The sequence below is a fragment of the Streptomyces viridochromogenes DSM 40736 genome, assembly GCF_000158955.1.
GTDB lineage: Bacteria > Actinomycetota > Actinomycetes > Streptomycetales > Streptomycetaceae > Streptomyces > Streptomyces venetus.
The window spans coordinates 4,589,789-4,609,383 of record NZ_GG657757.1 but is presented as its reverse complement, the minus strand read 5'-3'; the positions used below and the strand labels follow the sequence as shown (position 1 = coordinate 4,609,383).

Sequence of the window (19,595 nt, the reverse complement as noted above, 5' to 3'; positions counted from 1 at the left end):
GTTTTCTCCGGAACGATTTTCTCCGGAACGGATCAGTCGAATGGAAAACCCGGCACTCCGGAAATGGCGACTGTCAGGAGGCGAACTGTCGGCGGAAAGTCCTCGTTCGAATCAGGTGACGGGTCGTCGGCTGAACAGCCTCGCGAGGCAAGCCGTAGTACGTAGTACGGAGAGGGGTGCCGAATGCTCAGGAGCAAGGGCGCCGGGTTCGTGGTCGCCGGGCTGGTGCTGGCCGTCGGGGGGTGCGGGAGCGGCGGGACGCACGAGGACGGCGGCAGCAACGCAACGGCCGAGGCGGCGGACGGCGACGACTTCGCGGCCTGCTCGGACGGTGCGTGCGAGGTGCTGGTGACCTCCACGGCGGACATCACAGCGAACGGGGTGACCGTCCATGTCTCCGTGGACGACTCCGTCACCTTCCGGACACCGGGCACGATCACGAACCTCGGCGGCCGGGGCGGCGTGGCCCAGTTCGGCTTCGACCTGAAGGTGAAGGTCGTCGCACACCACGGCAAGACCGCCGTACTGGAGTTCGCCGTCCCCTGACGCCCGCGGGAGGGCCCCGCCGCCGGTGCCAAAGAGTGAATGCGGTGCCGCGGGCGCAACGGCGTGAGGGACGGCGGGAAGGCATGTCGCACACCGGACGACCGATGGGCGGTAGACAGCCATGCCGAAGTTCCTCATTCAGGCCAGTTACACCACCGAAGGCACCAAGGGGCTGCTCAAGGAAGGGGCGAGTGGGCGACGGGAGGCCGTTGAACAGGTCGTCGGCGGGCTCGGCGGGCGGATCGAGTCGATGTACTTCGCCTTCGGGGAGGACGATCTGGTGATGATCGTCGACTTCCCCGACAGCGTCTCCATGGCCGCCGTCAGCCTCACCGTCAAGGCCAGTGGGACCGTGCGGACCCGGGCGACGCCACTGGTCACCCTCGACGAGATCGACGAGGCCGTCCGCCGGGAGGTCACCTTCCGGGCCGCGGGGGCGTGAAGCGGGGACGATGATCCGGCCGCGTCGGCCCGGCCCGCCGGTTACCGTACGGTCGCATGGGGGGCATACGCGGGGACTTACGGGTGTGGTGGCAGCGCGGCCGGGCGCTGGGCGCGGCCAATCCCCTGGTCGTCGACATCGGACTCGCGCTCCTCGTGCAGGCCGCGATGACCATGCCGTTCGTCGTGCCGCGGGCGGCCGGGGCGCCGCCGGCGACCTGGGGTGCCTACGGGCTGAGCACCCTCACCGTGGTGCCCCTGGTCTGGCGGCGGCGCGCCCCCGTCGGCGTGCTGTTCGGGGTGCTGGCCACCAGCGCGCTGTACGGGTTCACGCTGGACGGGCCCGGGCAGCCGTTGCCGTACACCGGGCTGGTGGTCGTCTACACGATCGGTGCGCTGTCCTCGGCCCGCAAGCGGCTCGCCACCGGGGTCGTGCTGCTGGTCGCCGTGCCCGTGGGGGTCTGGCTCAACACCCGCTCCGCCCGTGAACTGACCTTCTCCCTCTTCGTGTTCGCGGCCGCCTACGGCTTCGGGCGGCTCACCGATGCCCGGCAGCGCGCGAACCGTGTCGAGGCCGAGCAGGCCGCCGCGCGGGAACGGGCCAGGATCGCCCGGGAGATGCACGACGTCCTGTCCCACGCGGTGAGCCTGATGATCGTGCAGGCGGAGGCCGGACCGGTGGCGGTACGGGCCGCGCCGGAGCGGGCCGAGGCCGCCTTCGACGCCATCTCGGCGGCCGGGCGGGACGCCATGGCGCAGTTGCGGCAGATGCTGGGGGTGCTGCGGGACGGCGGCGACGAGGACGCGGGCGCCGCCCCGCGTGAGCCGCAGCCGGGGCTCACGGACCTGCCCGACCTGCTCGAACGGGTGCGGGCCGGTGGACTCGAGGTGCGGTACGGGACGGCCGGGATCGTCCGTCCGTTGCCGGGGGCGGTCGCGGCGACCGTCTTCCGGGTCGTCCAGGAAGCCCTGACCAATACCGTCCGGCACGCGGACGCCCGTACCGTGGCCGTGCGACTGACCTACGGGGACGACGACTTGAGTGTCCGGGTGACGGACGACGGACGGGGGCCGCAGCCCGGTTCCGGCGGGAGCGGCCACGGGCTGGCCGGGATCCGGGAGCGGGCCGCGGCACACGGAGGGAGCGCGATGACCGGGCGGGGAGCCGACGGGCGGGGGTTCGAGGTGCTGGTCCGGCTGCCGGTGCCGGCCCCGGTGGAGGCGGCGCGGTGACGATCCGGGTGGTCGTGGCCGACGACCAGGAGCTGGTGCGCAGCGGCTTCGCCCTGATCCTGGACGTCCAGCCGGACATCGAGGTCGTCGCGGAGGTGGGCGACGGGGCCGAGGCCGTGGCGGCGGTACGGCGGCACGCGGCCGACGTGGCGCTCCTCGACGTCCGGATGCCGCGCAGGGACGGCATCGAGGCCTGCCGGGAGATCAGTGGCGACAGCGGCTGCCGGTGCGTGATGCTCACGACCTTCGACTCCGACGAGTACGTCTACGACGCGCTGCACGCGGGCGCGAGCGGCTTCCTCCTCAAGGACGTACGCCGGGACGACCTCGTGCATGCCGTACGGGTGGTCGCCCAGGGCGATTCACTGCTCGCGCCGTCCGTGGCCCGGCGGCTGGTGGAGCAGTACACCCGGCCCGGCGCCGCCCGGCCGCGCCGACCCGATCCCCGGCTGGACGTGCTGACGGGGCGGGAGCGCGAGACGCTGCTGCTGCTCGCGCGGGGCCTGTCGAACGCCGAGATCGCCGCCGAGCTGGTGGTCAGCGACCACACGGTGAAGACGCACGTCGGCAATGTGCTGGCCAAGCTGGGGCTGCGGGACCGGATCCAGGCCGTGATCTGCGCGTACGAGACCGGTCTCGTCGCGGCCGGGGATCCCCCGCCCGGGGGAGCGCCCCGGGCCGGTTCCTCCCCCACGTCGGCGAGGAACCGACCGCCCGGAACCGCCCGCGGCGGCGATCCGCGCGACGTCCCAGGTCCGGAGGATGGAGCCGTTCACAACAACGGCTCACACCAACGGAGTTGACCATGAAGAACTCGGCTCGTGCCGGGCTGCCGGCCGCCCTGCTCGTCGTGGGGATCGTCGCCGGGCCGTCGGTCCTCCCCGCCACCGCCGCCCCTGCTCCGGCCACCACGCACGCCGCCGTCTCCCTCCCGGCCACCGCGCACGCCCCGGCCCTCCTCCCAGCCACCGCGCACGCCCCGGCCCTCCTCCCAGCCGCCACGGTGTCCGAGCCCGCCCCCGACGCCCCCCGCGCCGCCCTCGAGGCGGCCATCGCCGGGCTGCCCACCGACGACGCCACCGCCGCACTCGTGCGCGTCGGCGGCCGCGAGGGTGTCTGGCGCGGCAGTTCCGGCGTGCACGACCTGCGGAGCGATCGGCCCGCCGACCCGGACGCCCGGTTCCGCGCCGGTTCCGTGACCAAGGTCTTCACCGCGGCCGTCGCCCTGCAACTGGCCGCCGAGGGGAAGCTGGACCTCGACCGCGGCGCCCGCTCGTACCTGCCGGACCTGATCCCGGCGTCGTACGCGGGCGTCACCGTCCGGCAGTTGCTCAACCACACGCACGGCATCCCGGCCCCCGACTTCCCCGGGACCACCGTCGAGGAGGCGTACGCGAACCGCTTCCGTATCCATGACCCCGAGGACATGGTCCGCTCGGCCACGTCGAAGGAGCGCGAGTTCGCGCCGGGCGAGAGCCAGCACTACCTCAACATCGGGTACACCATCACCGGACTGCTCATCGAGCGCGTCACCGGTGACTCCTACGAGCGTCAGGTCGCCCGGCGCGTGCTGAAGCCGCTGGGGCTGTCCGGCACCTGGTTCCCGGGGACGAACCCGCGCATCGTCGGGACGCACAACCACGGCTACCAGCGGATGCGGCTGGACGACGGCACGACCGGGCTGCGTGACGTGTCCGTGTGGGGGGCGACGGACGCCTGGGCGGCCGGTGACATCGTCTCGACGACGGCGGACCTGGAGCGGTTCACACAGGAGCTGTTCGCGGGGCGGGTGGTGGGCGGGCCGCTGCTGGAGGAGATGTTCACGCTGCCGGAGGTGGCCGACTTCAGGACGGGGAAGCCGGCCGCGTACTCCGTCGGCCTGTCGATGAAGGTGCTGGGCGGCCGCGAGGTGTGGGGCAAGACCGGCGGACGCTGGGGATACAACGCGGCCGTCGCCGCCACCCGCGACGGCTCCCGCACCCTCGTCTACAGCGTCAACGCCACGGACGCCAAGGGCCAGGACATGAACAAGGTCGCGGAGAGCCTCATGGTGGCGGCGTTCGGCCGGCCGTGACCGCCCCCTCAGATCGCCGGCGGGACCGCCCGCACCAGACCCGTCTGGTAGGCGATGACGACCAGTTGCGCGCGGTCGCGGGCGTTCAGCTTGGTCATGGCCCGGTGGATGTGGGTGCGCACGGTCAGCGGACTGAGGGTCAGGTCCTCGGCGATCTCGGTGTTGGACCTGCCCTCCGCGGCCAGGGCCATCACCTCGCGCTCGCGGACCGTGAGGTCGGCCAGGCGCTCCGGCGGAGCCAGGTGCGTGCCGGGGGCGGGGGCCAGGAGGAAGCGGGTGATGAGGGAGCGGGTGGCGACGGGTGAGAGGAGGGACTCGCCGGACGCCACCGTGCGCAGACCGGCCAGGAGGGTGTCGGCGGTGACGTCCTTGCCGAGGAAGCCGCTGGCACCGGCGCGCAGGGCCTGGGCGACGTAGTCCTCGGTCTCGAAGGTCGTCAGGATGAGGACCCGGGTGGAAGACAGCTCCGGATCGGCACAGAGGGCGGCGGTGGCGGCGAGGCCGTCGGTGCCGGGCATACGGATGTCCATGAGGACGATGTCGGGGCGGTGGACACGCGTCAGCTCCACGGCCTCCGCACCGTCGGAGGCCTCGGCGACCACCTCCATGTCCGCGCAGGAGTCGATGAGGATCCGGAACGTGGCCCGCAGCAGGGCCTGGTCGTCGGCCAGCAGCACCCTGATGCTCATGCCGTCATTCCTTCCGCGAGGTCGGTGGAGGGTTGCAGCGGCAGCGCGGTGGCGACCTCGAAGCCACCCTGGGGGCGGGGGCCCGCGCGCAGTTCGCCGCCGATGGAGTGGGCACGCTCGCGCATGCCCATGACGCCGAAGCCGCGGCCCGCAGGGGCCTCCGGCTTGCTGGGGCCGTCGTTGGTGACCGTGATCAGCAGGCGGGCGCCGGTGTATTCGAGGGTGACGCGGGCGGCCTCGGCGGCGGCGTGCTTGCTGACGTTGGTCAGCGCCTCCTGCACGATCCGGAAGGCCGTCAGGTCCACGCCGGGCGAGAGCGGCCGCGGCTCCCCCTCCGTGGTGACGGTGACCTCCAGGCCCGCCGACGCGCACGCCGAGACCAGTTCGGGCAGGCGGGCGAGGCCCGGGGACGGTTCCAGAGCGGCCGGGCCGGAGGTGTCGCCGTCCCGGCTGTCGTTCTGCCGCAGCAGGCCCAGGGTGGCCTTCAGCTCCCGGAGCGCCGAGGACGTGGTGCCGGTCAGGTCGGTGAGGATCTTCTGGGTCTGCTCCGGGTGGGTGAGGGCGAGGTGCGCGGCCGTGCCGGCCTGGGCGTTGGCCAGGGCCATGTGGTGGGCGACGACGTCGTGGAGCTCCCGGGCGATGCGCATCCGTTCCTCGGTGACGCGCAGCCGGGCCTCCTCCTCCCGGGTCCGCTCGGCGTGCTCGGCCCGGGCGTGCACCGACTGTAGGTAGGCGCGCCGCAGCTGGGTCGTCTTGCCGGCGGCGAGCGGCAGCATCAGCCAGAAGATCGGGCCGATCGTCCTGAGCAGCAGCGAGACGTGGTTCATGGAGTCGGAGAACACGGCGGCGAGCGTCACCGCCACCAGGGTGGTGAGGCCGTAGACGCGGATCGACCTGCGGTCGGTGAGCGCGGCCAGCCAGTAGAGCGCCGCCATGATCGGCGCCAGCAACAGGGGCGTGACCAGGTAGCCGAGCGCGATCGCGGTCACCGTGCAGGATCCGGCCACGGTGACGGCGGCCCGGGGGTGCGTGCGGTGCTTGAGCAGGACGAGACAGGCCACACCCGCGAGGGCGGTGGCGGTCTTGTCCTGGTCCGGCGGGGCGCCGCCCGGCAGGGTGAGCGAGCCGCCGAGGGCCGTGCAGCCGAGCAGCGCCAGGACCATCGCCAGGTCGACGAGGAAGGGGCGGCGTGCGGAGAACTCCTCCAGGCGGTCCGCGTAACGCCGCTCCACACTGATGTTCATCGGGCTCTCCGGTCGGTGGGCTGGGCCCCATCGTGGTCGACTTCGGGCGGGGACGCCCGAGGGGCCGCCCGTGTCCTTCGCCACGGGCGGCCCTGGTGAGAGGTGCGTCAGGTGCGCGCCGGTTCCGGCTCGCGCGCGGCGGCCGGGGCCGGGTCCGTCTCGGGCCGGCGGCTGAGCGCCTCTCCCTCCACGTCCACCCGGGGCAGGATCCGGTCCAGCCACTTCGGCAGCCACCAGGCCCTGTGGCCGAGCAGAGCGAGCACGGCGGGCACGATCGCCATCCGGACGACGAAGGCGTCGAACAGGACCGCGGAGGCGAGGCCGAAACCGATCATCTTGATCATGGAGTCGCTCTCGCCGACGAACCCGGCGAACACCGCGATCATGATCAGGGCCGCCGCCACGACCACCCGGGCGCTGTGCCGGAAGCCGGACGTGACCGCCTGCGCGGGCGACTCGCCGTGCACGTACGCCTCCCGCATCCGTGAGACGAGGAACACCTCGTAGTCCATCGCGAGACCGAAGACGATGCCCACCAGGAAGATCGGCATCAGGCTCATGATCGGGCCGGTCTGCTCCACCCCGAGGATCCCGGCGCCGTGGCCCTGCTGGAAGACCACCACGACCGCGCCGAGCGAGGCCAGCACCGACAGCAGGAAGCCGAGGGCCGCCTTGAGCGGGACGAGCACGGACCGGAACACCACCAGCAGCAGGACGATCGCGAGACCGACGACGACGATCAGGTACGGGATCAGCGCCGCCTGCACCTTGTCGGCGATGTCGATGTTGAGCGCCGTGCTGCCGGTGACCTCGTAGCTCGCGCCGGTGCGGGACTCGATGCCGGGCCGCTCGTCCCGGATGGCCGTCACCAGCTTCTTGGTCTTCTCGTCGGTCGGGGCGGTGGAGGGGACGACGGAGAAGACGGCGGTGTCGTCGGCGTCGTTGAAGCGGGCCGGGGAGACGGACACGACGCCCCCGGTGGAGCCGATGTCCTTGGCGACGGTGTCCGCGGCCCTCTTCGGGTCGGCGGCGCCCTTGCCGTCCACGACGATGGTCAGCGGCCCGTTGAAGCCCGGCCCGAAGCCCTCGGCGAGCGCGTCGTAGGCCCGGCGCTCGGTGGTGGACGTCGGCTTGGCCTCGTCCCCGGGCATGCCCAGCTGGAGGTCGGTCGCGGGCACGGCGAGGGCGCCGAGGCCGACGACACCGAGGAGCAGGACGGGCATGGGGCGGCGCAGCACGAAGCGGGCCCAGCGAGCGCCGGCGTCGGCCGGGCCGCTCTCCTCGATCCGGCCGCTGCGGCGGGCCCGCCGGGTGAGCACGGCGTTCGGCCAGAAGCCGAGGAACGCCGGGACGAGGGTCAGCGCGATCAGCACGGCGACGACGACCGCGCCCGCGGCGGCCAGCCCCATCTTGGTGAGCATCGGGACGCCGACATCGGCGAGCCCGGCCAGCGCGATGACGACGGTGAGCCCGGCGAACACGACCGCCGACCCGGCCGTGCCGACGGCGAGCCCGACCGCCTCCCGCGGCACCCGCCCCTTGGCGCGCTCCTCCCGGTAGCGGGAGACGACGAACAGGGCGTAGTCGATGCCGACGGCGAGGCCCAGCATCATCGCCAGGGTGCCCGTGGTCGTGGACAGACCGAGGGCGGAGGACAGCGCGAGGATCGTGGCCATGCTGACGCCGACGCCGATGACGGCGGTCAGCAGGGGCAGCCCGGCGGCGGCCAGGGACCCGAAGGTGATGAGGAGCACCACGGCGGCGATCGCGACGCCGATCACCTCGGCCGTGCCACCGGGCCCGCCGCTGTCGCCCAGCGCGGAGCCGCCCGCCTCGACGGTCAGGCCGGAGTCCCGGGCCTGGTCGACGGCCCGCTCCAGGTGGGTGCGGCTGGCGTCGGTGAGGTCCTTGGAACCGACCTTGTAGGTGACGGTCGCGAACGCGGTGGACCCGTCCTTGCTGATGGTCTTCGCCTGGAACGGGTCGACGGCGCTCGCGACCTGCGTGCCGTCGCCGAGCCCGGCCACAGCCTTCTCGATGGCCTGCTTGTTCCCGGCCGCCGTCACCTTCTCGCCCCCCGGCGCGATGAACACGACCCGGGCGGTCGCCCCGTCCGCCGTGGCCCCGGGGAAGCGCTGTTCCATCAGGTCGAACGCCTTCTGGGACTCGATGCCGGGCATCGAGAACTCCTCGTCGACGGCCCCCGGCGCCTTGAGCGCGCCCAGCCCCACGGCGGCCAGGACGGCCGCCCAGACCAGGGCGACGTACCAACGTCGCCGGAAGGCCAGGCGGCCCACTCGATACAGGAAAGTTGCCACGGCAGCAGGTCTCCACATCTGGTGTCGATCGTCTGCCAAGGCTCTCCGTGTGCGGCCCGTCCCGTCGTCGTGCGGCTGCCGACAATCCGGGCTACTGAGATCGCAGTACGAGCCGCCGCGAGGTCCACCTCGGGTACGAGATTCCCGAGCCTTCCGCTCCGACCTGTGCTACCTTCGCTGGTGTTGCAGTTTTGGTTCCCAGAGACTTCGAGTGCTCTTCGACCTTTGTCGACGAGCACTCTTTTTTGTTTCCGAGGTTTCTCGGATCTCTCCGTAGGGTGATCAATGCGGCGACTACGGGTCCGCAAGGTGCGGGCCCTGAGTACTGCCCTCAAGGGAGATTCATATGGCTACCGGCACCGTGAAGTGGTTCAACTCGGAAAAGGGCTTCGGCTTCATCGAGCAGGAGGGTGGCGGTCCGGACGTGTTCGCCCACTACTCGAACATCGCCACCTCCGGCTTCCGTGAGCTCCAGGAAGGCCAGAAGGTGACCTTCGACGTCACGCAGGGCCAGAAGGGCCCGCAGGCCGAGAACATCGTTCCCGCCTGACGCGGACGCGTATGCCCTGACCGGGGCCCGCACCCTAGCGGTGCGGGCCTCGGCTCGTTTCATTCTTTTCCGGCTCACTCTTGCGAATCCTGCGGCTCTGCGGCGCCGCCGCGCATTCCCCGACACGTGCCGCATCGAGGAAGGTTCCCCATGGACCGCACGGCTCGCAGGAACAACGGCTCCACCCACTCCCGCAACAACGGGTTCCGGTCCCGCAAGACCGGTGGCTCAGGCTCCGCTTCCCGTCCGGCGGGCGGCGGGCGCGGCGGGCGGCGCCCCGCCGCCGGGCAGGAGTTCGCACCGCCGGCCACCATCACCCCGGCGCTCCCCGCCGTCGAGGCGTTCGCCGACCTCGGCCTGCCCGAGCGGCTGCTGACCGCGCTGGGCGCCGAGGGCGTGACCACGCCGTTCCCGATCCAGGCGGCCACGCTGCCGAACTCGCTGGCCGGTCGGGACGTGCTGGGCCGCGGGCGCACCGGATCGGGCAAGACGCTCGCCTTCGGCCTCGCCCTGCTGGCCCGTACCGCGGGGCAGCGTGCCGAGTCCCGGCAGCCCCTGGCGCTCGTCCTCGTCCCCACGCGGGAACTGGCTCAGCAGGTCACCGACGCCCTCACCCCGTTCGCCCGCGCGCTGCGCCTGCGGCTCACCACAGTGGTCGGCGGCATGTCCATCGGCCGCCAGGCGAAAGCGCTGCACTCCGGGGCCGAGGTCGTCGTCGCGACCCCCGGCCGGCTCAAGGACCTCATAGACCGCGGCGACTGCCGTCTGGACCGCGTCGCCATCACCGTGCTCGACGAGGCCGACCAGATGACCGACATGGGCTTCATGCCGCAGGTGACCGCCCTGCTCGACCAGGTCGCCCCCGGCGGCCAGCGGATGCTGTTCTCGGCCACCCTGGACCGCAACGTCGACCGCCTGGTCCGCGCCTACCTCCACGATCCCGTCGTGCACTCGGTCGACCCGTCCGCGGGCGCGGTCACCACGATGGAGCACCACCTGCTGCACGTGGAGGACGACGACAAGCACGCCACGACGACACAGATCGCCGCCCGCGACGGACGCGTGATCATGTTCCTCGACACCAAGCACGCCGCCGACCGGCTGGCCAAGAAGCTGCTGGCGGTCGGGGTGCGCGCCTCGGCCCTGCACGGCGGGAAGTCCCAGTCGCAGCGCACCCGCACCCTGGCCCGGTTCAAGGACGGCGAGGTCACGGTCCTGGTGGCCACGAACGTCGCCGCCCGCGGCATCCACGTCGACAACCTCGACCTCGTCGTCAACGTGGACCCGCCGGGCGACCACAAGGACTACCTGCACCGGGGCGGCCGTACCGCCCGCGCCGGTGAGTCCGGCACCGTCGTGACGCTGGTCCTGCCCCACCAGCGCCGCGAGATGACCCGGCTGATGGCCGACGCAGGCATCACCCCGCAGGTCACGCGGGTCCGCTCGGGCGAGCCCGAGCTGAGCCGCATCACCGGTGCGCAGGTGCCCTCGGGCGTGCCCGTCGTCCTCACCCCGCCGCCCTCCGAGCCCCGTCCGGCGCGTACGAGTGCCGCCCGGGGCGGACGCCGCGCCAGGCCGTCCCGGGGCCGCCGCCGCTGAACCGTTCTCAGGTCCTGCCGGTGTCCGCACAGTCGCCTCGTCCGCCCGGAGGGGGCCCAGCGGCGGCCGCCCGCCGTGCCGGGCAGGCACCCGCGTACTGGTCGTACTCGGGTGCCTGCCCGGTGCGGCGAGTGAGGGTGCCTCCCTGCCCGAAGAGCGTGGGGAAGCGTGCCGGGCGTCACGGTGCGGGCGGGACGTCGCGGACGGCCCCTACCTGTTCGGCGACAGCCGCACCACCGTGCCCTCGCCGTTCGACGACAGGAGCAGGGAGCCGTCCGGGCTCGTGGTGAGCCCGGCGAACCGGGCGGCCACGCCGGGCAGTCCGTGGGTGAAGAGGGCGGGGGCCGGACCCGGGGTGGTGCCCGGCGGGATGCCGACGGCCAGGTCCTCGGCCTCGACGCGGGTCCGGCCCGTCGCCAGGGAGACCGACCACAGCCTGCGGTGCGCGGTGTCCACGGTGAACAGGGCGTCGCCGCGGGCGGTCACGCCCTGCGGGGCGCCGAGGCCCTCCGCCAGCGGCACCGCCACGCCGTCGTCGACGCGGAGTACCGCTCCCCGGTGGTCGTCGGTGACGTAGCAGCGCCCGTCGGCGTCCAGCGCCACGTCGACGGGGTGTTCCAGGCCCTCTGCCACGACCGTGACCGTGTCCGCCCCGTCGATGGCGACGACACGGCCCGCGCCCGTCTCGGCGACCACGAGGGTGCCGTCCGCACGGGTCGCGATGCCGAGGGGCTGGTCCAGGCCCGTCGCCCGGGTCCGGGTGGTGCCGGTGGCGGGGTCGTAGGTCTGCACGGTGCCGAACTGTGAGGTGGTGTGCAGGACGTCGCCGTCGGCCGTGATGCCGTGGAAGAAGGGCTGGAGGATCTCCGTGGTCACGTCGCCCGACCCGCCGCCGTCCGGCTCCTCGGGGCGGGCCACCCGATAGTGGTCCGCCGCGTACACCGTGCCGCCCAGGTCGACCGTCACACCGTAGGGGCCGTCCAGGCCGCGCGGGACGACGGGCCGGGTGCGGCCGTCGGGGTGCAGTTCCGTGATGCCGCCGCTGGCGAAGCTGGAGACGAACATGCGGTTCTCCGCGTCGAACGCGGCGTTGTCCAGGCCGACGACCCCGCTGGTGACGAGCGAGCGGGAGCCGCCGCCGTGCAGGTCGACGCGGGTGACGATGCCCTCCGGGCCGCGGGACAGCACGTGCAGGACGCCGCCCTGGTCGAAGCGGACCGCGACCGGGTCGTGCACGTCCTCGGCGACGACCTCGGGCACCCCGCCGTCGGGAGGGATGCGCCAGACCTGCCTGCTGATCATGTGCGGGTAGTAGAGGCAGCCGTCGGGGCCGAGCTGCATCGCGTTGCCGAAGGCCAGCCCGTCGGTGAGGACGACCGGGTCGCCGCCCTGCGGGAAGAGCTCCAGCAGCCGGCCGTTCATCCTCATCTCGTTGACGAAGAGCCGGTCGCCGACGCAGGTGATCCCGTTGGGCACCTTCACCTCGTCGGAGACCAGCGTGTACGCGCCGTCCGGGCCGCGCCGCCACACCCGGCCGGGGACCAGGTCGGCGATGTACATCGAACCGTCCGCCCCGAAGGCCAGGTCGTCCGGCGACTGGACCGGGCCGTCCGGCGATACGACCACCTCGACGTCCCCGGTGGCCGGGTCCACGGCGCTGATCTGCCCGGCGAGGAACTGCGCCACGTACAGCCGCCCGTCGGGGCCGAACGCGACCCCGTTCGAACCCCACAGCGGGTTGGGGGAGTTGAGGCGTCGCGCCTGCCAGCGGGGTCCGTGCGCGGTACTCCCGCCGTCCCCGTTCGAACGCCCCGTCACGACTCCTCCGCCAGCACCTCGGCCATGCCGCCCTCCGCACGCCAGCGCCGGATCAGCTCGTAGAACGCGATCGGGCCCTCGCCGTACGACTCGCTGCGCGGCCTCGGCATGCCCTCGCCGTTGTAGTAGCCGGGGGTGCACTCCGACTGGAACCTGTACAGGTCCACCGACTTCTCCCGGATCGTGGCCCCCCAGGCGGCCTCCGCCTCGGCGGTCGGCTCCACGCACCGGACCCCGCGCCGGCGCGCCTCGGCGATCACCTCGGCGACGTGGCTCGCCTGTTCGTCCAGCACGTGCACGTAGTTCACGGAGCTGGCGCTCTGCACCGAGCCGAGCATGAACAGGTTGGGGAAGCCCCGGCTGTAGAAGCCGTGCAGGGTTCTCGGACCGGTCTGCCTCCAGGCCTCCAGCAGGGCGGTGCCGCCCCTGCCGTAGGCGGGGAGCCGCCCGGACAGCAGCCCGGAGACGCCGACCTCGAAGCCGGTGCCGAAGACGACGCAGTCGACCTCGTACTCCTGCCCGCCGACCACGACCGCGTGCTCGGTGATGCGCTCCACTCCCCCGTGGTCGGCCGTGTCCACGAGGGTGACGTCGGGCCGGTTGAAGGTCTCCAGGTACGCGTCGCTGAAGGTGGGCCGCTTGCACATGTAGCGGTACCAGGGCTTGAGGGCCTCGGCGGTCACCGGGTCGTCGACGACGGCGTCCACCCGGGCCCGCAGCTCGTTCATCTTCTGGAAGTCGGCGATCTCCTCCAGGCGTTCGCGTTCCTCCGGGGTGATTCCGGCGTAGCCGTTCGTCGGGATCAGCTTCTGCTGGAGGCGGGCGCTGCTGGTCCAGCCGTCGGCCACCAGGTCCTCGTCGGCCGCGCCGCCCGTGACGACCGCGAGGAAGTTGTCCCGGCGGGCCCGCGCCCAGCCGGGCCGCAGCGAAGCGGCCCACTCGGGGTCGGTGGGGCGCTGTCCGCGTACGTCCACGGAGGACGGGGTGCGCTGGAAAACGTACAGGTGCTGGGCGTCCCGGCCCAGGTGCGGGACGACCTGGATGGCGGTGGCGCCGGTGCCGATGAGGGCGACGCGCTTGTCGGCGAGCCCGGTCAGGCCGCCGTTCGCGTCGCCGCCGGTGTAGCCGTAGTCCCAGCGGCTGGTGTGGAACATGTGGCCCTTGAAGGTCTCGATGCCTTCGATGCCGGGCAGTTTGGGCTGGCTGAGCAGCCCGGTGGCCACGACGACACGGCGGGCGGTCATGCGGTCACCGCGGTCCGTCGTGACGACCCACACGGACTCGCCCTCGTCCCAGCGCAGTTCACTCACCTGCGTCCCGAAGCAGGCATCGCGGTAGAGGCCGAAGTGCCGCGCGATCGCCTGCGCGTGCTCCCGGATCTCCTCGCCCGGCGCGTACTTCCACTTCGGGACGTAACCGAGCTCCTCCAGCAGGGGCATGTAGACGTACGACTCGATGTCGCAGTGGATGCCCGGGTACCGGTTCCAGTACCAGGTGCCGCCGAAGTCGCCGCCCTTCTCGATGATCCGGACGTCCTCCAGGCCGGCCTGGCGCAGCCGGGCACCGGCCAGCAGCCCGCCGAACCCGCCGCCGACGACGACCACTTCGACGTGGTCGTACAGGGGCTCCCGGGTGGTGGGTCCGGGATCGGTGTGCGGGTCCTCGTCGAAGTGGCCGAACTCGCCGGTGGTACGCCGGTACTGACGGTTGCCGTCCGGCCGGATCCGCCGGTCGCGCTCGGCCCGGTACCGCTCGCGCAGGGCGTCCGGGTCGAAGCCCAGGGCCGGTACAGGGGTGTGGGGGGTGGACATGGGTGGCCTCTTCCTCTCGTGGCTCTCGTGGCTCTCGCGGAGGTCGGGGTAACGAAGGTCAGACGGCGGCCCACGCGTTGTCCACGGGCAGGATCACGCCGTTGACGCCGCTCGCCGCGTCCGAGGCGAGGTAGACGATGGCGGCGGCCTGCTCCTCCGGTTCGCAGATGCGGCCCATGTTGACGAAGTGCCGCCCGACGACGGCCGGTCCGTGCGCCTCCCGGTCGATGTGGACGTCGGCGGTGATGTCGGTGGCCGTGCCGCCCGGGGCTATGGCGTTGGCGCGGATGCCCTGGTCCCGGTACATCACGGCGAGGGAGCGGGTGAGCCCGAGGACGCCGTGCTTGGAGACGGTGTAGGCCGTCCCGGCCGCGCTGCCGCGCAGCGACGCCTCGGAGGCGGTGTTGACGATGGCGCCGCCGCCGGCCGCGATCATGTGCGGCAGGGCGGCCCGCGTCAGCAGGAACGGTGCCGTGACGTTGACCCGCAGGACCCTCTCCCACTCGGCGTCGGTGACGTCCGCGGCGGCGGACATGCTGTCCATGACGCCGGCGTTGTTGACCAGGACGTCGATGCCGCCGAAGGTGCCGACCGCGGCGGTCACGACCGCGTCGACCACCGCGCCGTCGCTCAGGTCGCCCGTGACGGCGACGGCCGTGCCACCCGCGGACTCGATGGTGTCCACGACGCTCTTGGCCCCCTCCGCGTTCAGGTCGGCGACCACGACCCTCGCTCCCTCCGCGGCGAACCGCAGCGCGGTGGCGCGGCCGATGCCGGAGGCGGCTCCGGTGACGATGACGCTCTTGCCCGACAGACCCGTCCCACTCATGGCGTTCCTCCGCTTGTCGCGTTGACCCGGTAGTCGCGCTGACCCGGTAGGCGCGCTGACCCGGCGTCCGGCACAGTACTGGTTTTTGTCTCAGTGCGACATAAAGACGCGGTGCGCCAGTAGGTCATTTCGCGCCACTAAGACGTGCCGCGACGTAAAATAGGGTGAGCATGGCAAGTCGAGGAGGGCGCATGGCCGGACGAGCAGGTGGTGCCACGGGGCGCCCACCGCTGACGGAGCGGCGACGCGCCGAGACGCGTATGGAGATCGCCGAGGAGGCGGTCCGGCTCTTCGCCGCCAAGGGCGTGGCGGCGGTCACCGCGGAGGACATCGCCTCCGCGTCCGGGGTGTCGACGCGCACGCTGTGGCGGTACTTCCGCTCCAAGGAGGAGTGCGTACGCCCCCTGCTCACCACGGGCCTGGAGCTGCTGTCGGAGCGGCTGCGGGAGTGCGCAGCCGACCACGACTCCCTCGCCGAGGCGATCCTCGGCATCCAGCACGACGCCGACGCCACACCGCGCCTGAGCACCCTCGGCGACCTGCTGCGGCTGTGCCGTGACGAGCCGGGGCTGCGCGCGGTGTGGCTGGAGGCGCACTACGACGCGGAGGCCGCGTTCGCCGCGATGATCGCCGACCGCACGGGCCGGCCCGCCGACGATCTCGCGGTCCGCGTGGAGGCGGGTGTACTGAACACCGCGCTGCGCGTCGGCGTCGAGGACTGGGCCCTGCGGCCCGACCGGGAGGCCGGGCCGTCCTTCACGGAGACGGTCACTCGGGCGTTGCGGATGGTGGACGCGGTCACGAAGTCCTGACGAGGGTTCCTGTCCCCCTCCTGCTCCGGCGGGGCGGCGCCTACGACTTCAGGGCCACCCCGGGACACTTGCACGCGGTACCCCCAGGCCCTCCTCGACCGCTCACTCCGAGGACTCGGATCGACTTGCCGCCTGTTAAGGCTGACCGCCCGCAGCGACACGCTTGGTTCCGGCACAGTCGCCGCGCCCGCCCGTTTCCCTCACCGCCCCGGCGGTGACCCTGTACTCTCCCGCACCACCACCCGCGTGGGCACCAGCGTCGTGCCGTGTTCCGCCCCGTCCTGCCGCATCTTGCTCAGGACCCCTTCCACGCACAGCCGTCCCACCTCGGCGAAGTCCTGGTGGATGGTCGTGAGGGGTGGGAGGAAGGACGCCGACTCGGGGATGTCGTCGAAGCCGATGACGCTGATGTCGCCGGGGACGCGCAGGCCGCGTTCGTGCAGGGCCCGGAGCAGGCCCAGGGCCATCTGGTCGTTGGCCGTGAACACCGCCGTGCAGTCCGGCTCGTCGGCCAGTCGCAGACCGGCCCGGTAGCCGGACTCGGCCGACCAGTCGCCCCGGACCAGGGGCGGCGGGACCCGGCCCGCGGCGGCCAGCGTGTCCCGCCAGGCGTTGGCGCGGCGCTGGGCGGCGAAGGAGCCCTCCGGGCCGGCCAGGTGCCACACCGTCTGGTGGCCGAGGTCCAACAGGTGCCGTACGGCGTCCCGCGCGCCGCCCGCCTGGTCGGTGTCGACCACCGTGTAGCGGTCGCCGGCGTCGGAGTCGGCCACCACGACCTGCACGCCGGGCGGGAGCGAGACCGTCGCCGCGTCCAGCAGATGGATCTCCATGATGACGATGACGGCGTCCACGGCGAGTTCGCCCAGCCGGGAGAAGGCGCCGTTCACCTCGTCCTGGGTGGGGACGGCGACGGGCAGCAGCGTCACGGCGTAGCCGTGCTGGGCCGCGGAGGTGGCGATGGCCTCCAGGGTGCGGATGTTGCCCATGGTGGAGAGCGAGAAGGTGATCACGCCGAGCGTGCGGAACTCGCCGCGTCTGAGGGCCCGGGCCGCGCTGTTGGGGCGGTAGCCCAGTTCGCGCATGGCGTCCAGGACCTGGCGGCGGGTGTCCTCCGTGACGCCGGCGAAGCCGTTGGAGACGCGGGAGACCGTCTGGGAGGAGACACCGGCGAGGCGGGCGACGTCGGCCATGGAGGCGCCCTGGCGGGGCCGGGCCGCACGTCCTCTCGTACGGCTCGTGCCCATCGGTTCGCTCTCGCCGTCCACTGTGCCCACCTGCCCCTCCGCATTTCGGTCCGGAACGACTCCTTGACCCCCGAGATTCGGACAGTGTAGACATCCCGCCAGTGGATGTTTACGTAAACATTGCTTAGCTCGAACCGTCTGATAAGGCACCAGATCCGTACCGGTCGCACCACGTAGCCCCGATCTCTGCGCCCGCCGGGACGCGCGGCACGCAGAAGAGCTGGAGTACTCGAGATGGCACACCGCACCCGCAAGAGAAGGCTCCTCGGGGCCATCGGCGTCACCGCCGTGGCGACCGGAACCCTCCTGGCCACGACGACCCTGCCCGCCGCGCACGCCGAGCCGGTCCAGGCCGCGGCCGCCGGGGTCACCGTCCGGCCGGACCCCTCCTACTCGGGGGAGAAGTTCGAGGGCTGGGGCACGAGCCTGGTCTGGTTCGCCAACGCCACCGGCGACTACCCGCCCGCGATCCGCGAGAAGCTCTACAAGCTCCTGTTCGGCGACGACGGGCTCGCCCTGAACATCGCCCGCTACAACATCGGCGGCGGCAACGCCCCCGACGTCAAGGACTACCTGCGGGCCGGCGGCGCGGTCGAGGGCTGGTGGAAGGCCCCGGCGGGCACGACCCGCGAGGACGTCGACTGGTGGGACGCGGACGACCCCGCCGACTGGAACAAGAACGCCGACAAGACCCAGCGCTGGTGGGTCGACCGCATCAAGAAGGACATCACCCACTGGGAGGCGTTCAGCAACTCCCCGCCGTGGTTCATGACCGAGAGCGGCTACGTCTCGGGCAACTTCGACGCCGGCAAGGACCAGCTGAAGACCGACTCCGTCGAGGACTTCGCCAAGTACCTGGTGGGCGCGACCGAGCGGCTGGAGAAGGCGCACGGCATCGAGGTCGACACGCTGGACCCGTTCAACGAGCCGAACACCGACTACTGGGGCACCGAGCTCGGCCCCGACGGCGAGCCGGTCGGCGGCCGCCAGGAGGGCGCGCACATCGGCCCCGAGCTCCAGCAGAAGGTGATCCGCGCGCTGGCCCCGGTCCTGAAGAAGTCCCGGTCGGACGCGGAGATATCCGCGATGGACGAGACCAACCCCGGCACGTTCGCGACGAACTGGAACTCCTACCCGCGGGAGGTCCGCGACCTCGTCGGCCAGATGAACGTCCACACCTACGGCACCGGGCAGCGCACGACCGTCCGCGACCTGGCCAAGGCCGCCGACAAGCCGCTGTGGATGAGCGAGGTCGAGGGCGACTGGGGCGACGGCCAGAGCTTCACGGACATGCGGCCGGGCCTGGGCCTCGCCCAGCGCATGGTCGACGACCTGCGCGAACTGGAGCCCAAGGCCTGGGTGTTCTGGCAGCCCGTCGAGGACTACGACAACATGAAGCCGGGCGGCGAGTCCGCGAAGGGCGGCAACTGGGGCGAGATCCAGCTCCCGTTCAGCTGCACCTCGAAGGACACCCTGGAGTCCTGCCCGGTCTACACGAACACGAAGTTCGACACGGCCCGCAACTTCACGCACTACATCAAGCCCGGCGACCGGCTGATCAAGACGGACGACACGTCCAGCACCGCGGCGATCTCCCGCAAGGGCGACGCGGCGACCGTCGTCCACGTCAACAGCACCACCGAGGCCCGTGAGGTCACCCTCGACCTGTCGAAGTTCGGCCGCGTCTCCTCCCGTGCCACCGTCACCCCGGTGGTGACCAGCGCCGACGGCAAGCTGGAGAAGCAGAAGGCCGTCCGCGTCACCGGCAAGCGGGCCACGCTCACCGTGCCCGCCCAGTCGGTGACGTCCTTCCTGGTCAAGGGCGTCTCGGGCGTGGCCACGGACGCGGCCGAGCTGCGCAAGGGCCACACGTACCGGCTGACCGGCGCCCAGAGCGGCAAGGACCTCACCATCGCCGGCGACGGAACGGGCCTGGTCATCAGGAGTACGAACGCGACCGACCCGGCCGGTCAGCGGTGGCGGGTCGAGCAGGTCCGCGGCCAGGACAACCGCAAGCGGTACGTCCTCACGGAGACCGCCACCGACAAGCGCCTGGCCATCCGTGACGGCGCGCTGGTCGCCGAGCCGGACGAGGGCCGCCGCGACGCCGCCACCGAATGGATCATGTCCACGACCGGCGACGGCACCTGGACGCTCGTCAACGCCGCCACCGGCCAGCTCCCGGACGTCTCGGGCCAGTCCACGAACGACGGCGCGAGTGTGGGCGTGTGGCAGCCGAACTCCGGGGCGAACCAGCGCTGGAAGGTGACGGAGGTGACGGGCGGCTAGGGCCTCGCGAGGCGTACGCCCTCTCCGACGCCCCCGCCTGCCGCCGCCGCACGGTGACGGCGGGCGGGGGGCGTCGCGCCGCGAGCCCCGGGCGGGCA

16 protein-coding genes are annotated in these 19,595 nt (G+C 72.3%); 9 read left to right on the top strand and 7 right to left on the bottom strand.

Annotation, left to right across the window (positions count from 1 at the left end; translation table 11 throughout):
* Positions 1-183: 183 nt before the first annotated feature.
* From SSQG_RS41430 to SSQG_RS20250, 5 genes are all read left to right on the top strand, one after another.
* Positions 184-546, top strand: a complete 363-nt coding sequence (locus SSQG_RS41430) for a hypothetical protein (RefSeq protein WP_003991690.1) — start codon at positions 184-186, stop codon at positions 544-546.
* 121 nt (positions 547-667) lie between these two features.
* The gene (locus SSQG_RS20265; protein ID WP_003991689.1) at positions 668-988 is read left to right on the top strand and encodes a GYD domain-containing protein; all 321 of its coding nucleotides are present in this window, start codon (positions 668-670) and stop codon (positions 986-988) included.
* A 56-nt stretch (positions 989-1,044) separates the two neighbouring features.
* Positions 1,045-2,220 (top strand): sensor histidine kinase, encoded by a 1,176-nt coding sequence (locus tag SSQG_RS20260; RefSeq protein WP_003991688.1) that lies wholly within the window; start codon positions 1,045-1,047, stop codon positions 2,218-2,220.
* Positions 2,217-3,023: a response regulator gene (locus SSQG_RS20255; RefSeq protein WP_003991687.1), complete on the top strand. Its 807-nt coding sequence runs from the start codon at positions 2,217-2,219 to the stop codon at positions 3,021-3,023. The genes SSQG_RS20260 and SSQG_RS20255 overlap by 4 nt, the downstream gene beginning before the upstream one ends.
* Before the next feature lie 2 nt (positions 3,024-3,025).
* Positions 3,026-4,294 (top strand): serine hydrolase domain-containing protein, encoded by a 1,269-nt coding sequence (locus SSQG_RS20250; protein ID WP_003991686.1) that lies wholly within the window; start codon positions 3,026-3,028, stop codon positions 4,292-4,294.
* A gap of 8 nt (positions 4,295-4,302) precedes the next feature.
* On the opposite strand, the gene SSQG_RS20245 is transcribed toward SSQG_RS20250, so the two are convergent.
* The 3 genes from SSQG_RS20245 to SSQG_RS20235 all read right to left on the bottom strand — a co-directional run bounded on the left by SSQG_RS20245 (position 4,303) and on the right by SSQG_RS20235 (position 8,545).
* A complete protein-coding gene (locus SSQG_RS20245) occupies positions 4,303-4,983 on the bottom strand; it encodes a response regulator transcription factor (protein ID WP_003991685.1) in 681 nt (226 codons plus the stop codon).
* Positions 4,980-6,227, bottom strand: coding sequence for a sensor histidine kinase (locus SSQG_RS20240; protein ID WP_003991684.1), 1,248 nt, complete (start codon positions 6,225-6,227; stop codon positions 4,980-4,982). The genes SSQG_RS20245 and SSQG_RS20240 overlap by 4 nt, the downstream gene beginning before the upstream one ends.
* A gap of 107 nt (positions 6,228-6,334) precedes the next feature.
* Entirely contained in the window at positions 6,335-8,545 is a 2,211-nt protein-coding gene (locus SSQG_RS20235; RefSeq protein WP_039933214.1) for an MMPL family transporter, read from the bottom strand.
* A gap of 346 nt (positions 8,546-8,891) precedes the next feature.
* On the opposite strand from SSQG_RS20235, the gene SSQG_RS20230 reads away from it, so the two are divergent.
* Positions 8,892-9,095 (top strand): cold-shock protein, encoded by a 204-nt coding sequence (locus tag SSQG_RS20230; protein WP_003991681.1) that lies wholly within the window; start codon positions 8,892-8,894, stop codon positions 9,093-9,095.
* Between the two features lie 150 nt (positions 9,096-9,245).
* Positions 9,246-10,694, top strand: coding sequence for a DEAD/DEAH box helicase (locus SSQG_RS20225; RefSeq protein ID WP_039933212.1), 1,449 nt, complete (start codon positions 9,246-9,248; stop codon positions 10,692-10,694).
* 210 nt (positions 10,695-10,904) lie between these two features.
* Here the strand turns inward: SSQG_RS20225 and SSQG_RS20220 are convergent, their stop codons facing one another.
* The 3 genes from SSQG_RS20220 to SSQG_RS20210 are packed head-to-tail and all read right to left on the bottom strand — an operon-like array spanning position 10,905 to position 15,152.
* Positions 10,905-12,512, bottom strand: a complete 1,608-nt coding sequence (locus SSQG_RS20220) for an SMP-30/gluconolactonase/LRE family protein (RefSeq protein ID WP_052310315.1) — start codon at positions 12,510-12,512, stop codon at positions 10,905-10,907.
* Positions 12,509-14,323 (bottom strand): flavin-containing monooxygenase, encoded by a 1,815-nt coding sequence (locus SSQG_RS20215; RefSeq protein WP_003991678.1) that lies wholly within the window; start codon positions 14,321-14,323, stop codon positions 12,509-12,511. Before SSQG_RS20215 ends, SSQG_RS20220 begins: the two co-directional genes overlap by 4 nt.
* A gap of 58 nt (positions 14,324-14,381) precedes the next feature.
* Positions 14,382-15,152 (bottom strand): SDR family NAD(P)-dependent oxidoreductase, encoded by a 771-nt coding sequence (locus tag SSQG_RS20210; RefSeq protein ID WP_003991677.1) that lies wholly within the window; start codon positions 15,150-15,152, stop codon positions 14,382-14,384.
* 191 nt (positions 15,153-15,343) lie between these two features.
* Between SSQG_RS20210 and SSQG_RS20205 the strand changes: the two genes are divergently transcribed.
* Positions 15,344-15,964 carry a TetR/AcrR family transcriptional regulator gene (locus tag SSQG_RS20205; RefSeq protein WP_003991676.1) on the top strand — a complete coding sequence of 207 codons (621 nt, stop codon included), beginning with the start codon at positions 15,344-15,346 and terminating at the stop codon, positions 15,962-15,964.
* Positions 15,965-16,164: 200 nt separating this feature from the next.
* Here the strand turns inward: SSQG_RS20205 and SSQG_RS20200 are convergent, their stop codons facing one another.
* A complete protein-coding gene (locus SSQG_RS20200) occupies positions 16,165-17,154 on the bottom strand; it encodes a LacI family DNA-binding transcriptional regulator (RefSeq protein WP_039933208.1) in 990 nt (329 codons plus the stop codon).
* A 288-nt stretch (positions 17,155-17,442) separates the two neighbouring features.
* Between SSQG_RS20200 and SSQG_RS20195 the strand changes: the two genes are divergently transcribed.
* Positions 17,443-19,497 (top strand): glycoside hydrolase, encoded by a 2,055-nt coding sequence (locus SSQG_RS20195; protein WP_039933206.1) that lies wholly within the window; start codon positions 17,443-17,445, stop codon positions 19,495-19,497.
* Positions 19,498-19,595 lie beyond the last annotated feature (98 nt).